The organism is Gelidibacter pelagius (genome assembly GCF_017581925.1).
Classification (GTDB): Bacteria; Bacteroidota; Bacteroidia; order Flavobacteriales; family Flavobacteriaceae; genus Gelidibacter; species Gelidibacter pelagius.
In genome coordinates, this window is the sequence record NZ_JAGEVG010000011.1 from 132295 (window position 1) to 149943 (window position 17649).

Genomic DNA, 17649 nt, shown 5'->3' on the forward strand with positions numbered 1-17649 from the left:
TGTCATTTTCAAAATCCCGTAACACCCTTTGTTTCAAGTGGGTCCTTTAATTTTTTATCGGACACTTATGATTTATTATTTATTCTTCTAATCCACTATTATTTGTTCTTGCTACGTTATAAGTCCTCAGTCTTCAGTCAACAGTTGGCAGTCGGCAGCCATCAGTTTTTCTTCGGTCATCGGTCTTCCAGCATTGGTCATGTAGTTCTCTCACCACTCATAACTCATAACTCTTAACTCACAATTAATCCCTAATTCGGAATCTTCCGCACCTTATCCAACCACGTAAACTTCAAAATCAGCGATGTTATCAAAAATACGCCTAAAGAAACAAATGCCTTAGGATAATCGCGGATAATAAAGTAAATGGGCAGTACAATCATGCTGGATTGCCATACAATCCCAATGGCACAATTTAACATATCCGGCCAGAATTCAGAATTCCGTTCAATTTCAGAGTTGTCTTTCTTCAATTCTTTTAAAACAGGCTTCCAATATCCCCACGGATGGACGTTGGAATAGAAGGATTTAAGCACTGCCATATCCGTCGGTTTTGTTAGATAGGTTCCTAAGAAAGATCCCAAGAGTGAAACTCCAAATATGATTGGAAACAAGTATATGGCGGATACATGCGACAAATCGTAAAGTAATGTACCTTCAGTAAAATGTTCTTTATTCTGATCCATTAAAAACTGGAGACTGGCAATAATCAATCCCGAGAGCATGCCCCAGAAATAACCCCAACCGTTAAAGCGCCACCAAATCCATTTTAGGAAATTGGCCGCCACGTAACCTCCAAATAGAGAACTGGTAATCCATAAGGTCAATGAGTTGATGGAATCGGCAAAGAAGCCCATAAATACGCCAAGGCCTACCACGGCAAAAGACGCAATATGGCTCGCTCTAATATAATGTTTATTCGAAGCTTCGGGCTTGAAGTATTTCTTGTAAATATCATTGACAATATAAGCCGGACCAGCGTTGACAAAAGCTGAAAACGTGGACATAAAGGCTGCCAAAAGCCCCGCTAAGAGCAGACCTTTAACGCCAACGGGAACATGGAAATTAACTACTTGTGGCAGTAAAATCTCCAAATCAGCCCAAGCCAAATTAGGATTTGCAGCCATCTCGGGCGCCAATATCACCAATGCAATAACGACCACGCCACCAATTAATAAATACCGAGGAATAAACAACACAAGATTGGTAAATCCACTCATATACGCCGCCTCTTTAACTGTCTTGGTTGAGAGGATGCGTTGCATGTCAAAACTTGGTGTTGGCCCAGCGATACTGGCAAAAAAACCTTTAAAAAGACTCATCCCGATCAAGGCACCAAACATTTTGTAACCTTCGGAATCGACTAAATCATTAAACGCTTGATATTTTTCGCTCCAATGGGTTTCCAATTCCCAACCGAAGAAAATATTTTTCCACTCTTCAGTAAGTACACTTGTGACTTCAATATCGGTGAACGCTACAAATGAGTAGGCAGCAACTAAAATTCCAGCAATTACCATAATCCCATATTGCAGAACCTCTGTAGCCACAACGGAAAACATACCCCCTTTAATTGTGTAAATAGTCGTCAGAAAAATAATGATCAAGGCATAAGATTGCTCAGAAGTCAATATTTCTGAAGTCCCAATATGTAACGCTAAATCCCACGGCAGAATAACCGTCATGAATTTACCCACACCCTCAAAGAAATAGGCTATAAACCCTATGGACGCAATCACCGCAAAGAGTGCTACGATTTTGTGTGAGGCCCGTCCGGCTCTATCGTCGCCAAAACGCGTCAGGATCCATTCAGATCCGGTCATGATATTGGAGCGTCTGATCCAAACGGCCAAAAACATCATGATAAAAATCTGATTCCAAATAGGCCAGAGCCACATGAGCATAAAACTCTTGGTACCATAAAGGAAAAGCCAACCTACCATGAGTGCCGTTCCAGAAATATCAAACATTCCTGAGCCGTTGCTCAATCCTAAATAATACCATTTTATGGAATTGCCACCGAGAAAGTAGGAGTCCAAACCTTTGGAGGCTCTTTTGGACATCCAAATCCCTACGCCTAATGTTAAAACAATATAGACTGCAATAATTGATACGTCAATAATATCCATTAGCTGTTAGTTGTTGGATGGTTGTGAACTATTGTTAACTCCCCAGTTTTTATTCGGCTGGTCACCCATTACAAAATGTAAAGTGCCACCTTTCAGGATATCTTCATGTGAGATTCTTGTTTGATTAAAATCCTTTCCATTCAAGGTTGCAGATTGGATATAGAAATTTTTATCTGAAACATGTTCTGCTTCAATAACAAAGGTTTTATTATCTGAAAGCTTAATTGTTGCTTTTTCAAATATCGGGGTTCCGATTTCGTATTCTGCCGAAGCAGGGTTCATAGGATATAAACCTATTGAGCTCAAGACGTACCATGCGCTCATTTGTCCGCAGTCTTCATTTCCACTCAACCCATTCGGAGTGGTGTTGTATTGCGTATCCATAATTTGACGTGCCCAATATTGTGTACGCCAAGGCTGATTGGCATGATTGAACATATAGGCGATATGGTGGCTTGGTTCATTCCCATGTGCATATTGACCGATAAGTCCGGTGATATCCGCAGAAATATTATCGCCTGTAATTTCAGAACTTTCTGTAAATAACTGCTCCAATCGTTTTGAAAACGCATCATTTCCACCGTGGATTTTAATCAGATCATCCACGTCCTGTGGTACAAACCAACTGTGTTGCCAAGCGTTACCTTCGGTATAATCGGTTTGTTCTCTGTGGTTGGAATGTTTGGGATCAAAAGGTTCGTTCCACGATTTTCCATCTACCGATTTTCCACGCATAAATCCTGACCCTTCATCATATAAATACTGGTAGGCTTTTGATCGGTTTAAGAAAAACTGATAGTCTTCTTCCTTTCCTAATTCTTTTGCCATTTCGGCCACACACCAATCGTTATAGGCGTATTCCAAAGTGATGGTCACCGATTCGTCCAATAAACTATAAGGAATATAGCCGTATTTTTTATAATGATCCAGGCCACGTTCATCCTGCATCATGGTGTTTTTCATAGCTGCATAGGCCTTTTCCACATCAAAACCACGAATTCCTTTTTTGTAGGCTTCAACAATCACAGGAATCGAATGGTAGCCAGTCATGGTATTTGTTTCATTCCCGTATAAGGTCCAGACAGGTAAAATTTCTCTAACCTCATAATAGGCCAACATCGAGTTGACCATATCAGAAACCCGATCTCTGGCAATGAATGTTAATAACGGGTGCTCTGCTCTAAAGGTGTCCCAAAGCGATAAGGTAGAATAGGCGGTATAATTTTTGGCGGTCACAATACTGTCATTTTCCATTCTGAATTGGCCGTTTTTATCACTAAAAGTTACGGGTGCCAATTGGGCGTGGTAAAGTGCCGTATAGAAAATAGTTTTTAACGAATCCGTTGGGGTCTCAACAACAATAGTCGACAAGGCTGATTCCCATAACTTATCAGCAGCTGCCTTAGTTTTATCAAAATCAAAACCATCAACTCCCATGTTTTCTTTAGCATTTTCAATGCTCACAGAGGACAAGGCCACTTTGGCAAATAATTCGGTGCTTTTTTCAGCAGGATCAAAAAATAATTGAGCGGATGTTTTAACACCTTCATTTTCCCCTTCTTGAAAAACCTCTCCATCGACATATATGTTATAATCTGCAATTGGCTTTGAGAATTTCGCCACGAAAAATACTTTCTGATTATGCGCCCACCCTGTACTATGACGGTATCCGCTAATAGTGTATCGGTCTTCCACTTTAAGTGAGGTAGCAACCGCTTTATCCCAATTGATTGCGAAGCCCAAATCTATTACTACCGATTGTTCATCACCCTCTTTAAAAGTGTATTTATGATAAGCTGTTCTATCTGATGTGGTCAATTCGACATTGATATCATGGTCTTCCAAAAACACTTGGTAATATCCAGGCGTTGCGGTTTCGTTGTTATGATTGTAAGTGGATTTATACGCAAGACTATCGCGGGACATTGGGTTTGGCGTTAAGTCCACCGCTTTATTGATGGGCATAAAAATAATATCTGCCAAGTCGCCAATCCCTGTTCCACTCAAGCTTAAATGACTGAAACCAATAGCAGTATCATCAGAGTAATGATATCCTGAACACCAATCCCAAGCACTGATGCCGTTTACTGGGCTCACTTGCAACATTCCAAAAGGCACGGTTGCTCCGGGATATGTATGTCCATGTCCACCCGTACCGATAAAAGGATCTACATAACTGTTAATTGCGGTTTCACTTTTTACAGTTTCAGGTTGCTTATTACAGCTTACAATTAAAATAGCGGATAGAATAATGAGATATTTGTTTTTCATACTTATATTTTATTCCAAATTATCGAATACTTATTGTGTTTTAGGTTCAATCTATATACACCAGGTTTCAGAGCCTCTCATCGAATAATCAAAAACTAAATTTCCAAAGAGAGTTCACTCCATAAATTTTCATAAATTTAACCACAATTGAAATTAATTTAGACGGACAACGCGTTAACTCTCCTGAACATCACGAAATTTTTTATATAAATGACCTTTACCTCCAAACGCATCTATAAAATATCATTTTGGCATCACATCATTTTTTGGGTGGTCTATTTTTTGTTCAATACATTTCGTTGGGGAAGCTACTTCAATGACTACCTATATTCATTAAAAACAAATCTTCTGGGCTTCCCTATACATATAGCTTTATGTTACTTCAATATTTACTTTTTGATGCCAAAGCTATTGTTCAAAAAAAGGTATCTGCCCTATGTCATCCTGATTATCTCAGCCATCTATTTAATGGTGCTTGCAAAGTTCAATCTGACCTATTTTTTAATAAGTAATAATGTTTGGCCAGAAGGCCCTGAACCTATAAATCATTTGACACTCAACTACACTGTTGACATGATGATTGGGGAGCTTTATGTCATCACATTTGTGACCGCCATTAAAGTAACTTTAGATTTTTTAAAAGAACAAAAGAGGGTTGCCGACCTTGAAAAAGATCAATTAGAAACAGAATTATTGTTTTTAAAATCGCAAATCTCGCCGCACTTTTTTTTCAATACCCTTAATAACATTCATTCGTTGGCTCTAGAAAAATCAAATAAAACGTCCAAAATCATTTTAAGGCTTTCAGAATTAATGCGGTACCTACTGTATGAAACAAAATCCAAGCGACAATCATTAGAAAAGGAAATCATCTGCATTCAAAATTACTTGGATCTGGAAAAGATTCGCCATGACGATTTACTTGAAGTCAATATGGCCATTTCGGGAGATTTAGAAGACAAAGAGATAGCCCCTATTTTATTGCTCACTTTTGTCGAAAATGCTTTCAAACACGGCGTTAGCAAAAACATTGGACTCGTTAAAGTTGACATTGATTTCACAATTGAAGAAGATTTTCTTTATTTTACCCTCTCGAACCCTTTACCTGCAGTAACGGAATTTAAAAATGACATCAATCACTCCAGTGGTATTGGTTTAGAAAATGTGAAAAAAAGACTGAAATTAGGTTATGACAAAGACGACTACGAGCTTACCATAAGTGATGACAATCATATCTTTACAGTAAAGCTTAAAATAAGAGTGAGTAACTTATAACCGTAGAGTATTTCTTAAAAGTCTCTTCCTACTAAAACAAAAGGCATGAAAATTAAGTGTTTAATTATTGACGACGAGCCATTAGCTGTTAATGTAATTAAAAATTACCTGCAGAAGATTGAAGACATCGAGTTGTCTAACACCTTCAATAACGCTATTGACGGATTGAATTATTTAAAGCACCATAAGGTTGATGTTATTTTTTTGGACATTAATATGCCGGTTCTTGACGGGATGAATTTTATCAAAAGTTTAAAGGAACCTCCTTTAATAATTATTACCAGTGCCTATACTGAATATGCCATTGAGACGTATGAACTTGATGTCCTTGATTATTTGGTCAAACCAATTGAATTCCCGAGGTTCATGAATGCGCTAAACAAGGTTTACCGTAGAATGAACATTAATCAACCTGCTTCAGAGACTGGTAAATCACGCCCCTATCTTTTCATTAAAATCGATAAGAAAAAAATGAAAAAGGTGTTTTTGGATGAAATATTGGTTGTCGAAAGCTTAAAGGATTATTTAAAAATCAATACGACCAACGGCCGATTTATGATTCATAGTACCTTATCAGATTTCACTAACTTATTACCTTCCACAGACTTTATCAGGATCCATAGATCCTATACCATTTCAATCAATAAGATTGATGCCGTTGAAGGTAACAGTATTGAAATTGATGGCATGAGGTATGTGATCGGAAGGTCTTATATTGATGAAGTCAAGGACAAGATTTTAAATTCTTCCATTTAGAAATCAAGTATTCAGCACAAAGTACTAAGAAATAAAAACGCTTTTAATACGATATTCTCAGCTCTGATTTTGGGTGTTTTTTGGTGCTTTTTTCGAACAAAACAACCTCACTTCTTGTCTTTTTTAATCCTCAATATTCTAAACAAGTATGATTTCTGAGGGAAGGACTATTGAGTACTTACTTCACTATTAAATATTTCCTATACATTCCCTTTTATATTTGAACATCAGCCCAAAAACCTTTAGTTATTGAAATCAAAAAAGGGAGAACTTCTAAAAGTTCTCCCTTTCGACTAAACATAAAAATAAAAAAATGAAATCTTATTTATCTTACTCCTGTTTTGCCCACCATAATGGCGTAAACACGTCATCAGGACCTCCTAATTTGTCAACGGCTTGCGCATATCCACCAGGGATATTATTCGGGAAATTAGATGGGTATTTTAACCTTTGCGGAAAAAACTTGATGTCACTTGTCATATAATTGCCGTCAGTCAATGCTGGCATATTAGTTAAAGGAGTTTCAATGGCAAGGTTTTCAAAAAATGGCAACCCTAAACGTCTTTGGTCGTTCCAAGTTTCCAATGGTAACCATGGCGTTTGAGCAATAAACTTTTGAGTAATAATTTTTGTCAAAAGATCATTTTTAATATTACCATTTTCGTACAGATTATTTACTGGGTATTTTAACGTAGCTGTACCAGCAGCACCAGTATAACCATTCTTATAAGTCACAGCTATTGATGTTGGTGGCTCATCAGTATGAGTCCAACTAACAGAGGTTCCTACCCTACTATAATCTTCAGAAGCCAAATAATCACTTAATTGACTTGAAGTACCGTTGTAAGCAAAGCTATCAGCAATACCTTGCTCATAAGCTTCTTTTCCACCCATTGGCACAGTCCAGCCTCTTACAGCTGCTTCCGCAATTAAAAAATGAGATTCCCATGAGGCGAAGAATACTCTTTCACTCGTCCCATTTCTGTACTTTTTTACCATACGTGGTAAAGCACCTGCCAAGTTAATCATCTCATTTTTAATTTTCTTTCCAGGTGCCACCCAGTTACCTCCAGCATACGCGTTCCATGTATTAGCACCATTAAGGGTTTTCAAAACGTCATCTACATCCTTGCCTTCAGAATCTTGAACAATATTTGCAATCACGCCTGTAGATTTCTCATCACTATTGCCCATATATTGTGGGTTGTTAAAATCTCCGGGTACTGTATATATCTTGTAAGCTCTTGGGTCAATTGTGTTTTGTAAGCCATCAAAGAAGTATCCTGCCGAAGGATCATTTGTTTTCAGTGCAAAATGCTCATCAAATCGGAGTCCCATATAGTTTGCCGGTTTAATGTGCGCTTGTTGAGCAGCCGATAGCACATCTGCAGACGGAATACCACCTAACCCAATCATCAAGTTGTTAAGTGTCGCAGTTATTTCCTGATTATACCAAGGTCTGGTCATAACTCCTGTAAAATTATCCCATCCATTATTTTCTTCAACGGCAAAATTATCTGCTGCTTCTTTGATAAAATCACCAGCTACAGCACTTTCAAATTCTGATTGGGCTTTTGCCGGATCTACCTCTGACAAACGCATTGCTAAACGCATTCTTAAAGAATTTGCGTACTTTCTCCATTTTGCGTAATCATAACCGTAAGCCGGATCCAGATCTTTTAAAGCATCACTTTGATTCGTTAAACTAAGATCTAATGCATTTGAAGCTTCTTTTAACTCTTCAAGAATGTAATAATAGACAGTTTGCACATCGCTGTACTCAGGGTTGACACCTTGAAAACCATCTACAGGGATAGGACCAAAATTATCAGCCATTTCACTCATAATGTAGGCACGCCAAATTCTTGCTACTTGCTTAAGGTTTGGCGTATGCTCTCTAGCTGTTCCTACTTCCATTTGTTGGTCAGCAACTTTGATACCCGCATTAATGTTTCTCAACCATGAAGAAATATAACCATTGTAATAGTCACTTGACCAACCATCGTTCGGACTACCTGCTGATATCCCTGCAGGCTTAATCATTCGTGATGCACGATCCCAATAGAGAACGAATACGCGCTCAGCAATATGTGGATCTTGTTGGGCACCTCCTATAGAATTATTAATAAAATACTCTATCTGTACTTGATCGCCACTTGCTGCGACAGGATCTATATTTAATTCTTCAAACTCAGAACAGGACAGGAATGCTAACAGCACACCACCAACTAAGCTTGTTTTTTTTAATATTTTTCTCATAACTTGTATATTATAATTTTTGTAACTTAAATGATACGTTAATTTTAGAAACTTAAAGATACGTTCAAGAATACGCTACTTGTTGTTGGAGGTGAAAGGTATTCAAAACCTGTGGCATTGGTAGAAGTCGCAAAAACAGACTCTGGATCAATACCATTTAAGTTATTTTTCAACATCCATACGTTGTTCGCAGAAAGTCCTAATTTAAGATTTTGTATTCCAGAACCTCCTAACCATTCTGATGGTATAGAATAATTAAGGTTAATATTTCTCAACCTTACGTTGGTAGCATCGTAAATATTGGCTTCATTAATCCCTAAGTTTCCAGATCTCGTTGTAATAGCTTCCCAATATCTCTGAGGTGAAACACCTTGGCTATTTACCGTATAACCCCCACTTCCATCACTAACAACACCATCAACAACAATGTCAGCTCTTTCGCCATTAACAACAGTCACTGCAGCGTTCCCAGAAAGCTGCATCGCATGATTTGAACCAGAGAAAATCTCTCCACCTATTCGAGCGTCAATCAAGAATCCTAAAGATAGGTTTTTATAAGTAAAATTGTTTGAAAAACCGATCATTGCTTTAGGTTGTTGCTCTCCTAATTTAAACCTTTCACCATTATTGGCAGCTACAGGCAATCCTGTGCCGTCCAAAATAATTTGTCCGTAATATGGACTGGTTTGATCCGTTACTCTATCAAACTTAGTACCCCATATTTCGCCATAACCACCTCCTTCAATTGCGAGGACTGATAAATTATCATAACCTCCCAAACGGAACTGAGTGACGTCATCTGCTAAACTTTCAATTGTATTTTTATTTGTTGAATAGTTAATGCTTGCATCCCAGCTAAAACCTTCTGGGTCATCAAGAATTCTACCATTAAGAGATAACTCAACACCTTTGTTTTGTACATCTCCGGCATTGACCATCTTCTCATTATAACCACTCAATGGATCCAACGGTAAACCAATCAATTGGTTGGTAGCGTTAGATTTGTACCAAGCAAAATCCAATCCTAATCTATTATTGAAGAAACGTGCTTCAAAACCAACTTCTTGTGATTTGATCAACTCACTTCTTAAATCAGGATTAAAAAGGGTATTGTTTGTTCCTGCAGTCGTATTCCCATTGGAATCATTACCAATCCAATAACTGTTATAAAGCCTGTATGGCGGAAGGTCATTACCTACAGTAGCGTAAGACGCTCTAATTTTACCAAAGGTTAACCACCCTGGTAATTCAGAACCGGCCTTTCTAATCATATCTGTAAATACGAATGACCCACTAATAGATGGATAGAAGAATGATCTGTTTTCCTTACTTAAAGTCGAAGACCAGTCATTACGTCCTGTAAAATCAACAAATAAGAATCCGTCATAATTGATTTGGAAAGTTCCATAAAGAGAATTGGTTCTTCTCTCAGATGAGCCTTGATTGACACTTGGAGCATTTTCACCGTTATTCAATGAGAATAGGTTAGGAACTACAAGAACTCCAGAACTTCCGCTAATATGATTAGAACTTCGTCCCATGATATTTCCACCAAGAGTTGCAGAACCTCCAAATTTACCAATAATATCATCTTGAGCGGCCATCAATAAGAAACTGAAGTTTTTCTCGATAAAAGAGTCTTTCCCAAAACCATATCTTCCGGTATCGTTTCCTGGGCTACCTGCGTATAATTTAGATTCGGTGGTAGTTGTATAAATATCAGCACCTGCTCTTACTTCAGAACTTAACCAATCTGTAATATCATATTTAATAGATCCGTTCAATAAGAAACGATCTCTCGCATCATTACTCAATCTGTTTTTCACAGACCAGTATGGGTTTTCAGAGTTCTCAGTAGTAAACCATCTCATTTTACCAAACTCATCAGAACTATTTTCAAATTGGGTAATATCCAATGACACTGGCAACTGTGCGAGTGTTCCAAAAGCATTATTGTTATTTGAACCATTTAAAGGTCTGTTACCTGCTTTAGTATTGATATACTGAACTTTCACATCAGTGGTCCATTTCTTATTTTCTCCAAAATTTGAAACCGCTCTGGTAGTTAAGTTCAATCGTTCTAAAGTTGATCCAGGGACATTACTATCATCATGCAAATAACTGGCAGAGGAGTATAATGAAGTACCTTCTGTCACTTGTTGTTGGAATGATAAGCTATAAGTTTGGTTAAACCCACCATCATAGTAGTTGCCCATATTATCATAAGCTCTTAAAGTTGTTGGATCACCTTTCCAATCAGTAACGGATTGTCCTTCAATCTTGGTTCCCCAACTCTTTCGAGCATAATCCTTATTTGTAGCATCATAAACGCCATCATAACCTTGAGAGAATGAACTTTGGGTCTTTGGTTCCAGAAACATTCTTTCAAAACCTGTAGTTGCAGAAAAAGTAATACCTAATCCCTTTCTTGCTTTACCGGTTTTAGTGGTGATCAAAATAACACCGTTACCTGCACGTGAGCCATAAAGAGCCGCTGCAGATGCACCTTTTAAAACTGTCATGGTTTCAATATCATCAGGGTTTAAATCTCCCAGACCATTTCCCATATCTTGTGAAGGGTTCCAGAAGTCATTATTGTCAGCTCCCGTAAAGTTATCCATAGGAACGCCATCAACAACTATCAACGGCTGGTTATCTCCAGTAAGTGAGCTATTTCCACGAAGGACAATTTTAGAAGAACTGGCAGGACCATTACTTCCTTTAATCACCTGAATACCTGCTATCTTACCAGATAAAGCATTGGCGACGTTGGTTTCTCTCGCTTCTGTCAAGGCCTCACCCTTTACTTCCTGAACAGCATATCCTAAAGATTTACGTTCTCTTTTAATCCCAAGTGCAGTAACTACTACTTCGTCCAAAAGACTCACGTCTTCTACGAGAGAGACGTTGATTGTGCTTTGACTATTAATAGCAATCTCTTGGGTAGTAAAGCCCATGTAAGAAAACTGCAAAATGCCTTCCTCACCTGGTACATTAATACTGTAATTACCATCAAAATCTGTTGTTGTTCCTGTGCTAGTGCCTTTAAGAACCACACTAACTCCTGGAAGTCCCAAACTGCTTGCAGCGTCAACAACAACTCCTTTTACCGTTGTTTGCGCCTGCATACCATAAGTGCATAGAATCCCAAACACAAACAGTAATTTAAGTACCTTTTTTGTCATAATTTTGTTATAAGTTTAATTTGATTTCTTAAATGAATGCAATAAAGCCATCATTTGTAAATATTTTCGACTAATGACGTTTTTAGTAAGGAGTAGGGCGACATATAACCTTGTAGTAAGCAAAATATTGCCAAATTTGAGTTAAAATAACTTTAGAATTAGAATAATATTTTCAAAGGCAACTATTATAAAAATAGTGGTGTTTCTCTACTGTTTATTTCTGCTTTTATCCCACAAAATTTTAAGTTTTTTAATCCTTTTCCTTAAAAATAATTATGCTTAAAAAAGAATTTGAGGTCAAATTCCCAGCACATTAAAAAATCGTTCTGAATTTTAAGGCGCTCACCTCTCTTACTTGATTATTTTCAGAATCAACTGGAACACAGGTGAACATCCATTTCCAAGAGTTGTCATCCTGTGGGATCTTCAAGAGCACCGTATTCCACCCTTTTTTAAGCTGTATTTTAGTCGGCGCTCGGAAAAAATAATCTTCGTCAATAAACGGGATTTCGTCCGTTCTGGTTTCCAAATTGGGCTGTTTCCAAACTGGTGGTGCTATTTCTAAATTGTTGACCCATAGTTTAGGATTCGTGGTGTGCCACTCCCCTTGATCTGGAAAAGGCCCTACCCGTCGACCACCAGATCTTGACCAACCTTGAAAACCTACCCAGAAATCTTGCAGGCGGTCATCTGGCGAATAGATTTCAGTAGTTGCATAATAGGTACCTGTTCTCTCAGTGGTCAATGCCGGGAAACTGAAAAAGTGTTTGAAATGAAGCGTGCCACCAACTTTGGGTTCAGACCATTTATAAATTTTTCCGTCAACCTTATAAGAAGCGATCAATTCATTTTCAACTGGAAACTTTAAATCGACATTATTGTTATTCTCAAATGGCCCAATCACATTCCATTGAAAATCGGTTTGCCTGATATAAGGAAATTCCTTGCCCTCAAAAAATAGATCACGATGAATGATGACCTTGTCTTCAAAATCTTTGAATTCCTGTAATTCGGTAGTATTTAATCCTGGTAGTTTGGCCCAATAGTCCAGTTTGTTCTCCTTTCTTCCTTTCCAGATCGCATCAGAATAAAAAACGATGGAGGGATAAATTGGATTTTGTTTCAGAATATCACGTTCATTTGCCACATTATTGTCGGGCCACGCACATAATATACCTCCCAACGCGAGCGAATCACCTTTAGGCTGTCGGCAAGGTTGTTGAAAAAACAAGCGCGACATGCCCGCAAAAGGATCCAAATGGTTGATATAATTGGCGCGCGAGTCGATAAAACGATGCCCTGGTCTCGGATCAAATTGCGCCCAAAGCTGATTGATGGACGTAGAATCTCCTTTCACTTCAATCCCTTCCATCCAAACGATAAGGTCTCTATCATGAGCCCTGACGCGATCCATGATTTGTTTTACAAATCCGTCTTCCACATATTCTTCACGATTCCTGACCTCATCCGTACCGATATGAATGAATGGCATGTCCTCAGCGCTGACCAAACCACATAATTCGTCAAACAGATCCAGTAATGTGGGTAGTGCGCGTTCATCTTTCATGGTTTCAAAGCCCATGGCTTTTCTAAAGGCCTGAGAATGGCCAGGGATATCAAATTCTGGAATCACCGTGATATGACGTGCCTTACAGAATGCTACAATGTCCTTAAATTCTTCTTGCGTATAAAACTTTCCCTTTCCACGTGATGTCGCCTCTTGCGATTGTAATTGCGGATACAGTTTGCTTTCCAATCGCCATCCTGGATCATCGGTTAAATGCCAATGGAAGACATTGTATTTGTATTGTGAGAGGACTTCAATTTGCTCTTTTAATTGGTCTACAGATTGAAAATTCCGCCCGGTATCGTGCATAAATCCCCGAATTTTAAATGCAGGCCAATCGGTGATTTTTAACTTTGGAAACAGACCTTCTTTACCCTGTTTCCTAAAAATTTGTTGGAGTGTTTTTATGGCGTAATAAGCTCCTCTTTCCGTAGATGCCCAAATTTTAATATCGCTATCAATACTTAACTTATAGGCTTCATCTGGGTTATCCACTGGTAGTTGTTTATTAATGATTTGAATCTTCAAACCTTTGGATGATTCCTTAATGCCTTCTTTTTTGAAGAATGCGCTCAACCCATCAGATTCATTTTTAAAATCCGAGGCAGTAATATGTATGGTTTTAAACGCCAATTCACCAATGCCATAAGTAGTTTCTTGTGGCGATGGAATGATGGGATATTTGTTTTCGAGCGGATGCACTTGTTGCAAATTGGCATATCCGTTGAAAATGAACAACAGATTTAAAGTCATAAAATAAACGACGGCAATGAAGTTGTTTTTGAAAAGAGAAAATTCCATAAGATTTTAATTTATAATTCTATAGACCTCACAGGTTTTCCTCCTGCGGCGGACAGGTTGAAACCTATCAGGTCTGGTCTTACTTGCCTTTAGTTATGTTATTTCATCAATCGAAACACCACCACATCCCGTGAAGGTACATCAATCGTCAAAGTGGTATCGGTAGCACCAACAATCTCATTTTTCCAAAGATCCTTGATTTTATAATCCCCTTCAAAATCCTTGACTCTAATTTTAGACCAATCAATCTCATAGGTGTTACTTGTAGTTTCTCTATTAAAAAAGCAGATCGCAATATCGCCATTGGTCAATGGTTTTTGCCAAATTTCGAAATTGCCATAGTCTTCAATCTTAAAACCTTGCTTGCCCAAAACATCCTGATTGATGGCAATGAGTTCTTTATTGGTTAAAATACTATGATCCACCTCAGACATATCCCTTAAATCGTTGCCCGCCATTAACGGTGCCGCCAACATACACCACATACTAAAATGGGCTCGTGCTTCATTTTCTGGCATATTGTTATTTCCAACGGCCAGCATGTCCGGGTCATTCCAATGCCCAGGACCTGCATATTTTTCCAAGCCCACCTGCATGTCCACCAGGTCTGACCACCCTATAAGATTACCCCAAATATTGCCATCGTATCTTGCGCCCATATCAATGTCCAAAGTCGTTCTCCACAGATGACCTACATCTTTTGCCCATTCCCATGGTTTATTTTCACCCCATTCGCAGAGACTAAAAACAATTGGTCGCCCTGCTTTGAAAAGTTCATCTCTCATCAAGGTGTAGGAGGTGATGGCATCTTGTCCTTCGGTAAAGCACCAATCATATTTTAAATAATCGACATCCCATTTGGCATAGGTTTCAGCGTCCTGACGCTCGAATCCTTTACTTCCAGGACGACCGGCGCAGGTTTTTGTTCCCGCATCAGAATAGATTCCAAATTTCAATCCTTTTGAATGGACATAGTCCACCAAACTCTTTATCCCCGAAGGAAACTTTTCTTTATCCACGATGATATACCCATTGTCATCGCGGCCTATTTGCCAGCAATCGTCAATCACGATGTATTCGTAACCGACGTCCTTAAAACCGGTCTCCACCATGGCATCCGCCATTTCCTTGATAACCGTTTCATTGACGCCGTCACATTGAAAACTGTTCCAGCTATTCCAGCCCATTGGTGGCGTCATTGCCAAATTATCGAATTTTTGAGCAAGCATCCCATTGGATAAAAAGAAGGTTGCTAACAGTAAAAAGATTTTTGTTTTCATGATTTTGATGTTTTATTTATTCTGTACTATTTGAAAAAGTCGATGCTGGCAAGCCATAACCATTGACCAAATTACCATCAGAAAAGGGCGTATAGCCATATTTTACATATCTGGGGTTTTCAATCTTTGGCGACCATACCTGCAAGGTACCATTCACTATTTTTGTTTGGGCAGGGACAAATTTCTTATCGGAACTAGCAATAAAAATATCTTGTACGAATGAATTGTTTAATGCTTTTAAACCTTCGCCATGTTTAAAATGAATTTCGAGGGTGTTGCCCATGACGTTCACAAAATCCAAAAGCGGTCCAGAATAACCAATATCGAAACTATAATCATTATGAAGCGCTATTTTTGACAAACGCTGCCCAACAATCCATTTTTTTATAGGATGCACATCTGTCTCATTTCCGACATCGTAGCTGACTGCCATTCCTGTATTTGCAATGTTCAATAACCGCCGTTGTGAATCCCGAAAACTTCCCCAAGTTGACCTATTTAGACTACTTAATTGGACATAATAGAAAGGCAGGTTTTCATTTTGAAAATGATATCGCCAATCATCCACTAGCATTTTGAATAACTTTGAATGCAACTCGATTTGGTCAACATTGGATTCCCCTTGATACCAAATCACCCCTTTAATAGTGTAATCCTTAATGGGCAGAATACCCGCATCAAATAGAATGGTGGGCTGATAAGGATGCCGGGCTCTTATTTTGGTTTTGGAATGACCTTCCATATTGAGCTCGATCCTATCCGCAACCCAAACATCTACCATCGGATTTAAACGCGTGTCATTTAGCAGATCAATTGTTTCATGCTTTTGTTCCATGGCTTCTCTGCTGATCCAACTTTGAGCAGGTGAACCACCGATGGCGTTACAAATAATCCCAACGGGAACATTTAATTTCTTCTGAAGTGAATAGGCAAAAGCATAGGCCACCGCCGAAAATTTCTCAAGATCCTTAGTGTTTGACGTGGTCCATCCTGAAGATCGAAAATAATCGGCAGCATTGCAATTCTTAAGATCAGCTTCACTAAATTTTTCTCCAGACAGTGTTTTCCCGTCCATAGAAAACAAAAACACTTGGTCATTTAAGGAATCTTTTAAAACGGTGGCGACGCTTTCCATATCTCTCACCATAAAATCCATGTTCGACTGTCCTGAAGCCAACCAAACCTCACCGATATACACTTTTTCTAGGTCATAGGATTTTGTGGGCGTGGAAAATTTTAGTTGATAGGGCCCACCTGCTTCCATGGATGGAAAATCAACTTTCCAACCTCCATTAAAATCCGCCGTTACGTGTTTCGTCTCTTGGTTAAATTGAACGGTCACAGTGTCATTATAGTTGGCCGTTCCATTAAAACTTATGCTTTCGTTTCTTTGAAGGACCATGTTTTCTCCATAAAGTAACGGCAATTTCAAATCGCCATAATCCCCAGTGATGGCACTGAACACTTTATTGGAGATAATTTGGGCACCTTCTTTGGTGGGATGTAAATTATCTGGAAAATATTCTGGAAACCGGTACAAAGGTTCGTGAAGATCAATTACATCAACAGAAGCTTTTCCGGCAATAGTTTCTATTTTTGACTGAATTTCCTTAAAACTTTCGCGCATGCCTTCTTCAAACCAATGATGCCCAGAAAAAGTTGGCGTCATTCTGCAAATGATGACTTTTGGTTTTGATGGCAGGTCTTTATAGACAGAAATCATATCCAGATAATCCTGCTCAAATTCGTCTTTATGCTTTGGCCAATTGTTATTGCCTTGATCATTTAATCCCAAATGTATGATGACGATGTTTGGGGCAAAATCTTTCGATTTGTTAAATTCCGGTTTATCCCAATACGGTTTGTGACCATTTTTTAGCATGGTAGCACCCGAATGCCCAAAATTACCCACCTCATAACTTGAACCCAACAACTGTTGCAGTTGCGCCGGATAACTGTTTTCATTTGGATCTTGAATGCCAGCACCAAAAGTGACGCTATCTCCAACGCAGGCGACTTTTATTTTGTTTTGTGATTGTATTGATGCTGATGCTGAAAAAAGCAACATCAACGACAGGAGCAAAATCTGGTAAAAATTTAAAGTTGACTTCATTTTAAACGGTATT

General features: G+C 38.5%; 9 protein-coding genes. 2 read left to right on the plus strand and 7 right to left on the minus strand.

The genetic code is table 11. The annotated features are described in order from the left end of the window. Positions 1 to 251: 251 nt before the first annotated feature. Together J4051_RS10775 and J4051_RS10780 are read right to left on the minus strand one after the other, a co-directional pair. A complete protein-coding gene (locus tag J4051_RS10775) occupies positions 252 to 2129 on the minus strand; it encodes a sodium:solute symporter family protein (protein ID WP_208233877.1) in 1878 nt (625 codons plus the stop codon). Between the two features lie 6 nt (positions 2130 to 2135). Beyond that, positions 2136 to 4406, minus strand: coding sequence for a GH92 family glycosyl hydrolase (locus J4051_RS10780; RefSeq protein ID WP_394368914.1), 2271 nt, complete (start codon positions 4404 to 4406; stop codon positions 2136 to 2138). 204 nt (positions 4407 to 4610) lie between these two features. On the opposite strand from J4051_RS10780, the gene J4051_RS10785 reads away from it, so the two are divergent. Both J4051_RS10785 and J4051_RS10790 read left to right on the plus strand, forming a co-directional pair. Then, on the plus strand, positions 4611 to 5675 hold the full coding sequence (locus J4051_RS10785; RefSeq protein ID WP_208233879.1) for a sensor histidine kinase: 1065 nt from the start codon (positions 4611 to 4613) through the stop codon (positions 5673 to 5675). 45 nt (positions 5676 to 5720) lie between these two features. Then, positions 5721 to 6431, plus strand: coding sequence for a LytR/AlgR family response regulator transcription factor (locus tag J4051_RS10790; protein ID WP_208233880.1), 711 nt, complete (start codon positions 5721 to 5723; stop codon positions 6429 to 6431). A 330-nt stretch (positions 6432 to 6761) separates the two neighbouring features. Here the strand turns inward: J4051_RS10790 and J4051_RS10795 are convergent, their stop codons facing one another. From J4051_RS10795 to J4051_RS10815, 5 genes are all read right to left on the minus strand, one after another. Next, complete coding sequence (locus tag J4051_RS10795; RefSeq protein WP_208233881.1) at positions 6762 to 8690, minus strand: SusD/RagB family nutrient-binding outer membrane lipoprotein; 1929 nt, start codon at positions 8688 to 8690, stop codon at positions 6762 to 6764. A 44-nt stretch (positions 8691 to 8734) separates the two neighbouring features. Then, on the minus strand, positions 8735 to 11875 hold the full coding sequence (locus tag J4051_RS10800; RefSeq protein WP_208233882.1) for a SusC/RagA family TonB-linked outer membrane protein: 3141 nt from the start codon (positions 11873 to 11875) through the stop codon (positions 8735 to 8737). Between the two features lie 313 nt (positions 11876 to 12188). Beyond that, on the minus strand, positions 12189 to 14243 hold the full coding sequence (locus J4051_RS10805; RefSeq protein ID WP_208233883.1) for a family 20 glycosylhydrolase: 2055 nt from the start codon (positions 14241 to 14243) through the stop codon (positions 12189 to 12191). Between the two features lie 98 nt (positions 14244 to 14341). Further along, entirely contained in the window at positions 14342 to 15523 is a 1182-nt protein-coding gene (locus tag J4051_RS10810; RefSeq protein WP_208233884.1) for a glycoside hydrolase family 27 protein, read from the minus strand. 16 nt (positions 15524 to 15539) lie between these two features. Further along, positions 15540 to 17636, minus strand: coding sequence for a GDSL-type esterase/lipase family protein (locus J4051_RS10815; RefSeq protein ID WP_208233885.1), 2097 nt, complete (start codon positions 17634 to 17636; stop codon positions 15540 to 15542). Between the last annotated feature and the right edge of the window lie 13 nt (positions 17637 to 17649).

Coding starts and splice junctions, on each gene's coding strand:
- J4051_RS10775 (WP_208233877.1), bottom strand. CDS start 2,129: ATGGATATTATTGACGTATCAATTATTGCAGTCTATATTGTTTTAACA.
- J4051_RS10785 (WP_208233879.1), top strand. CDS start 4,611: ATGACCTTTACCTCCAAACGCATCTATAAAATATCATTTTGGCATCAC.
- J4051_RS10790 (WP_208233880.1), top strand. CDS start 5,721: ATGAAAATTAAGTGTTTAATTATTGACGACGAGCCATTAGCTGTTAAT.
- J4051_RS10795 (WP_208233881.1), bottom strand. CDS start 8,690: ATGAGAAAAATATTAAAAAAAACAAGCTTAGTTGGTGGTGTGCTGTTA.
- J4051_RS10800 (WP_208233882.1), bottom strand. CDS start 11,875: ATGACAAAAAAGGTACTTAAATTACTGTTTGTGTTTGGGATTCTATGC.
- J4051_RS10805 (WP_208233883.1), bottom strand. CDS start 14,243: ATGGAATTTTCTCTTTTCAAAAACAACTTCATTGCCGTCGTTTATTTT.
- J4051_RS10810 (WP_208233884.1), bottom strand. CDS start 15,523: ATGAAAACAAAAATCTTTTTACTGTTAGCAACCTTCTTTTTATCCAAT.
- J4051_RS10815 (WP_208233885.1), bottom strand. CDS start 17,636: ATGAAGTCAACTTTAAATTTTTACCAGATTTTGCTCCTGTCGTTGATG.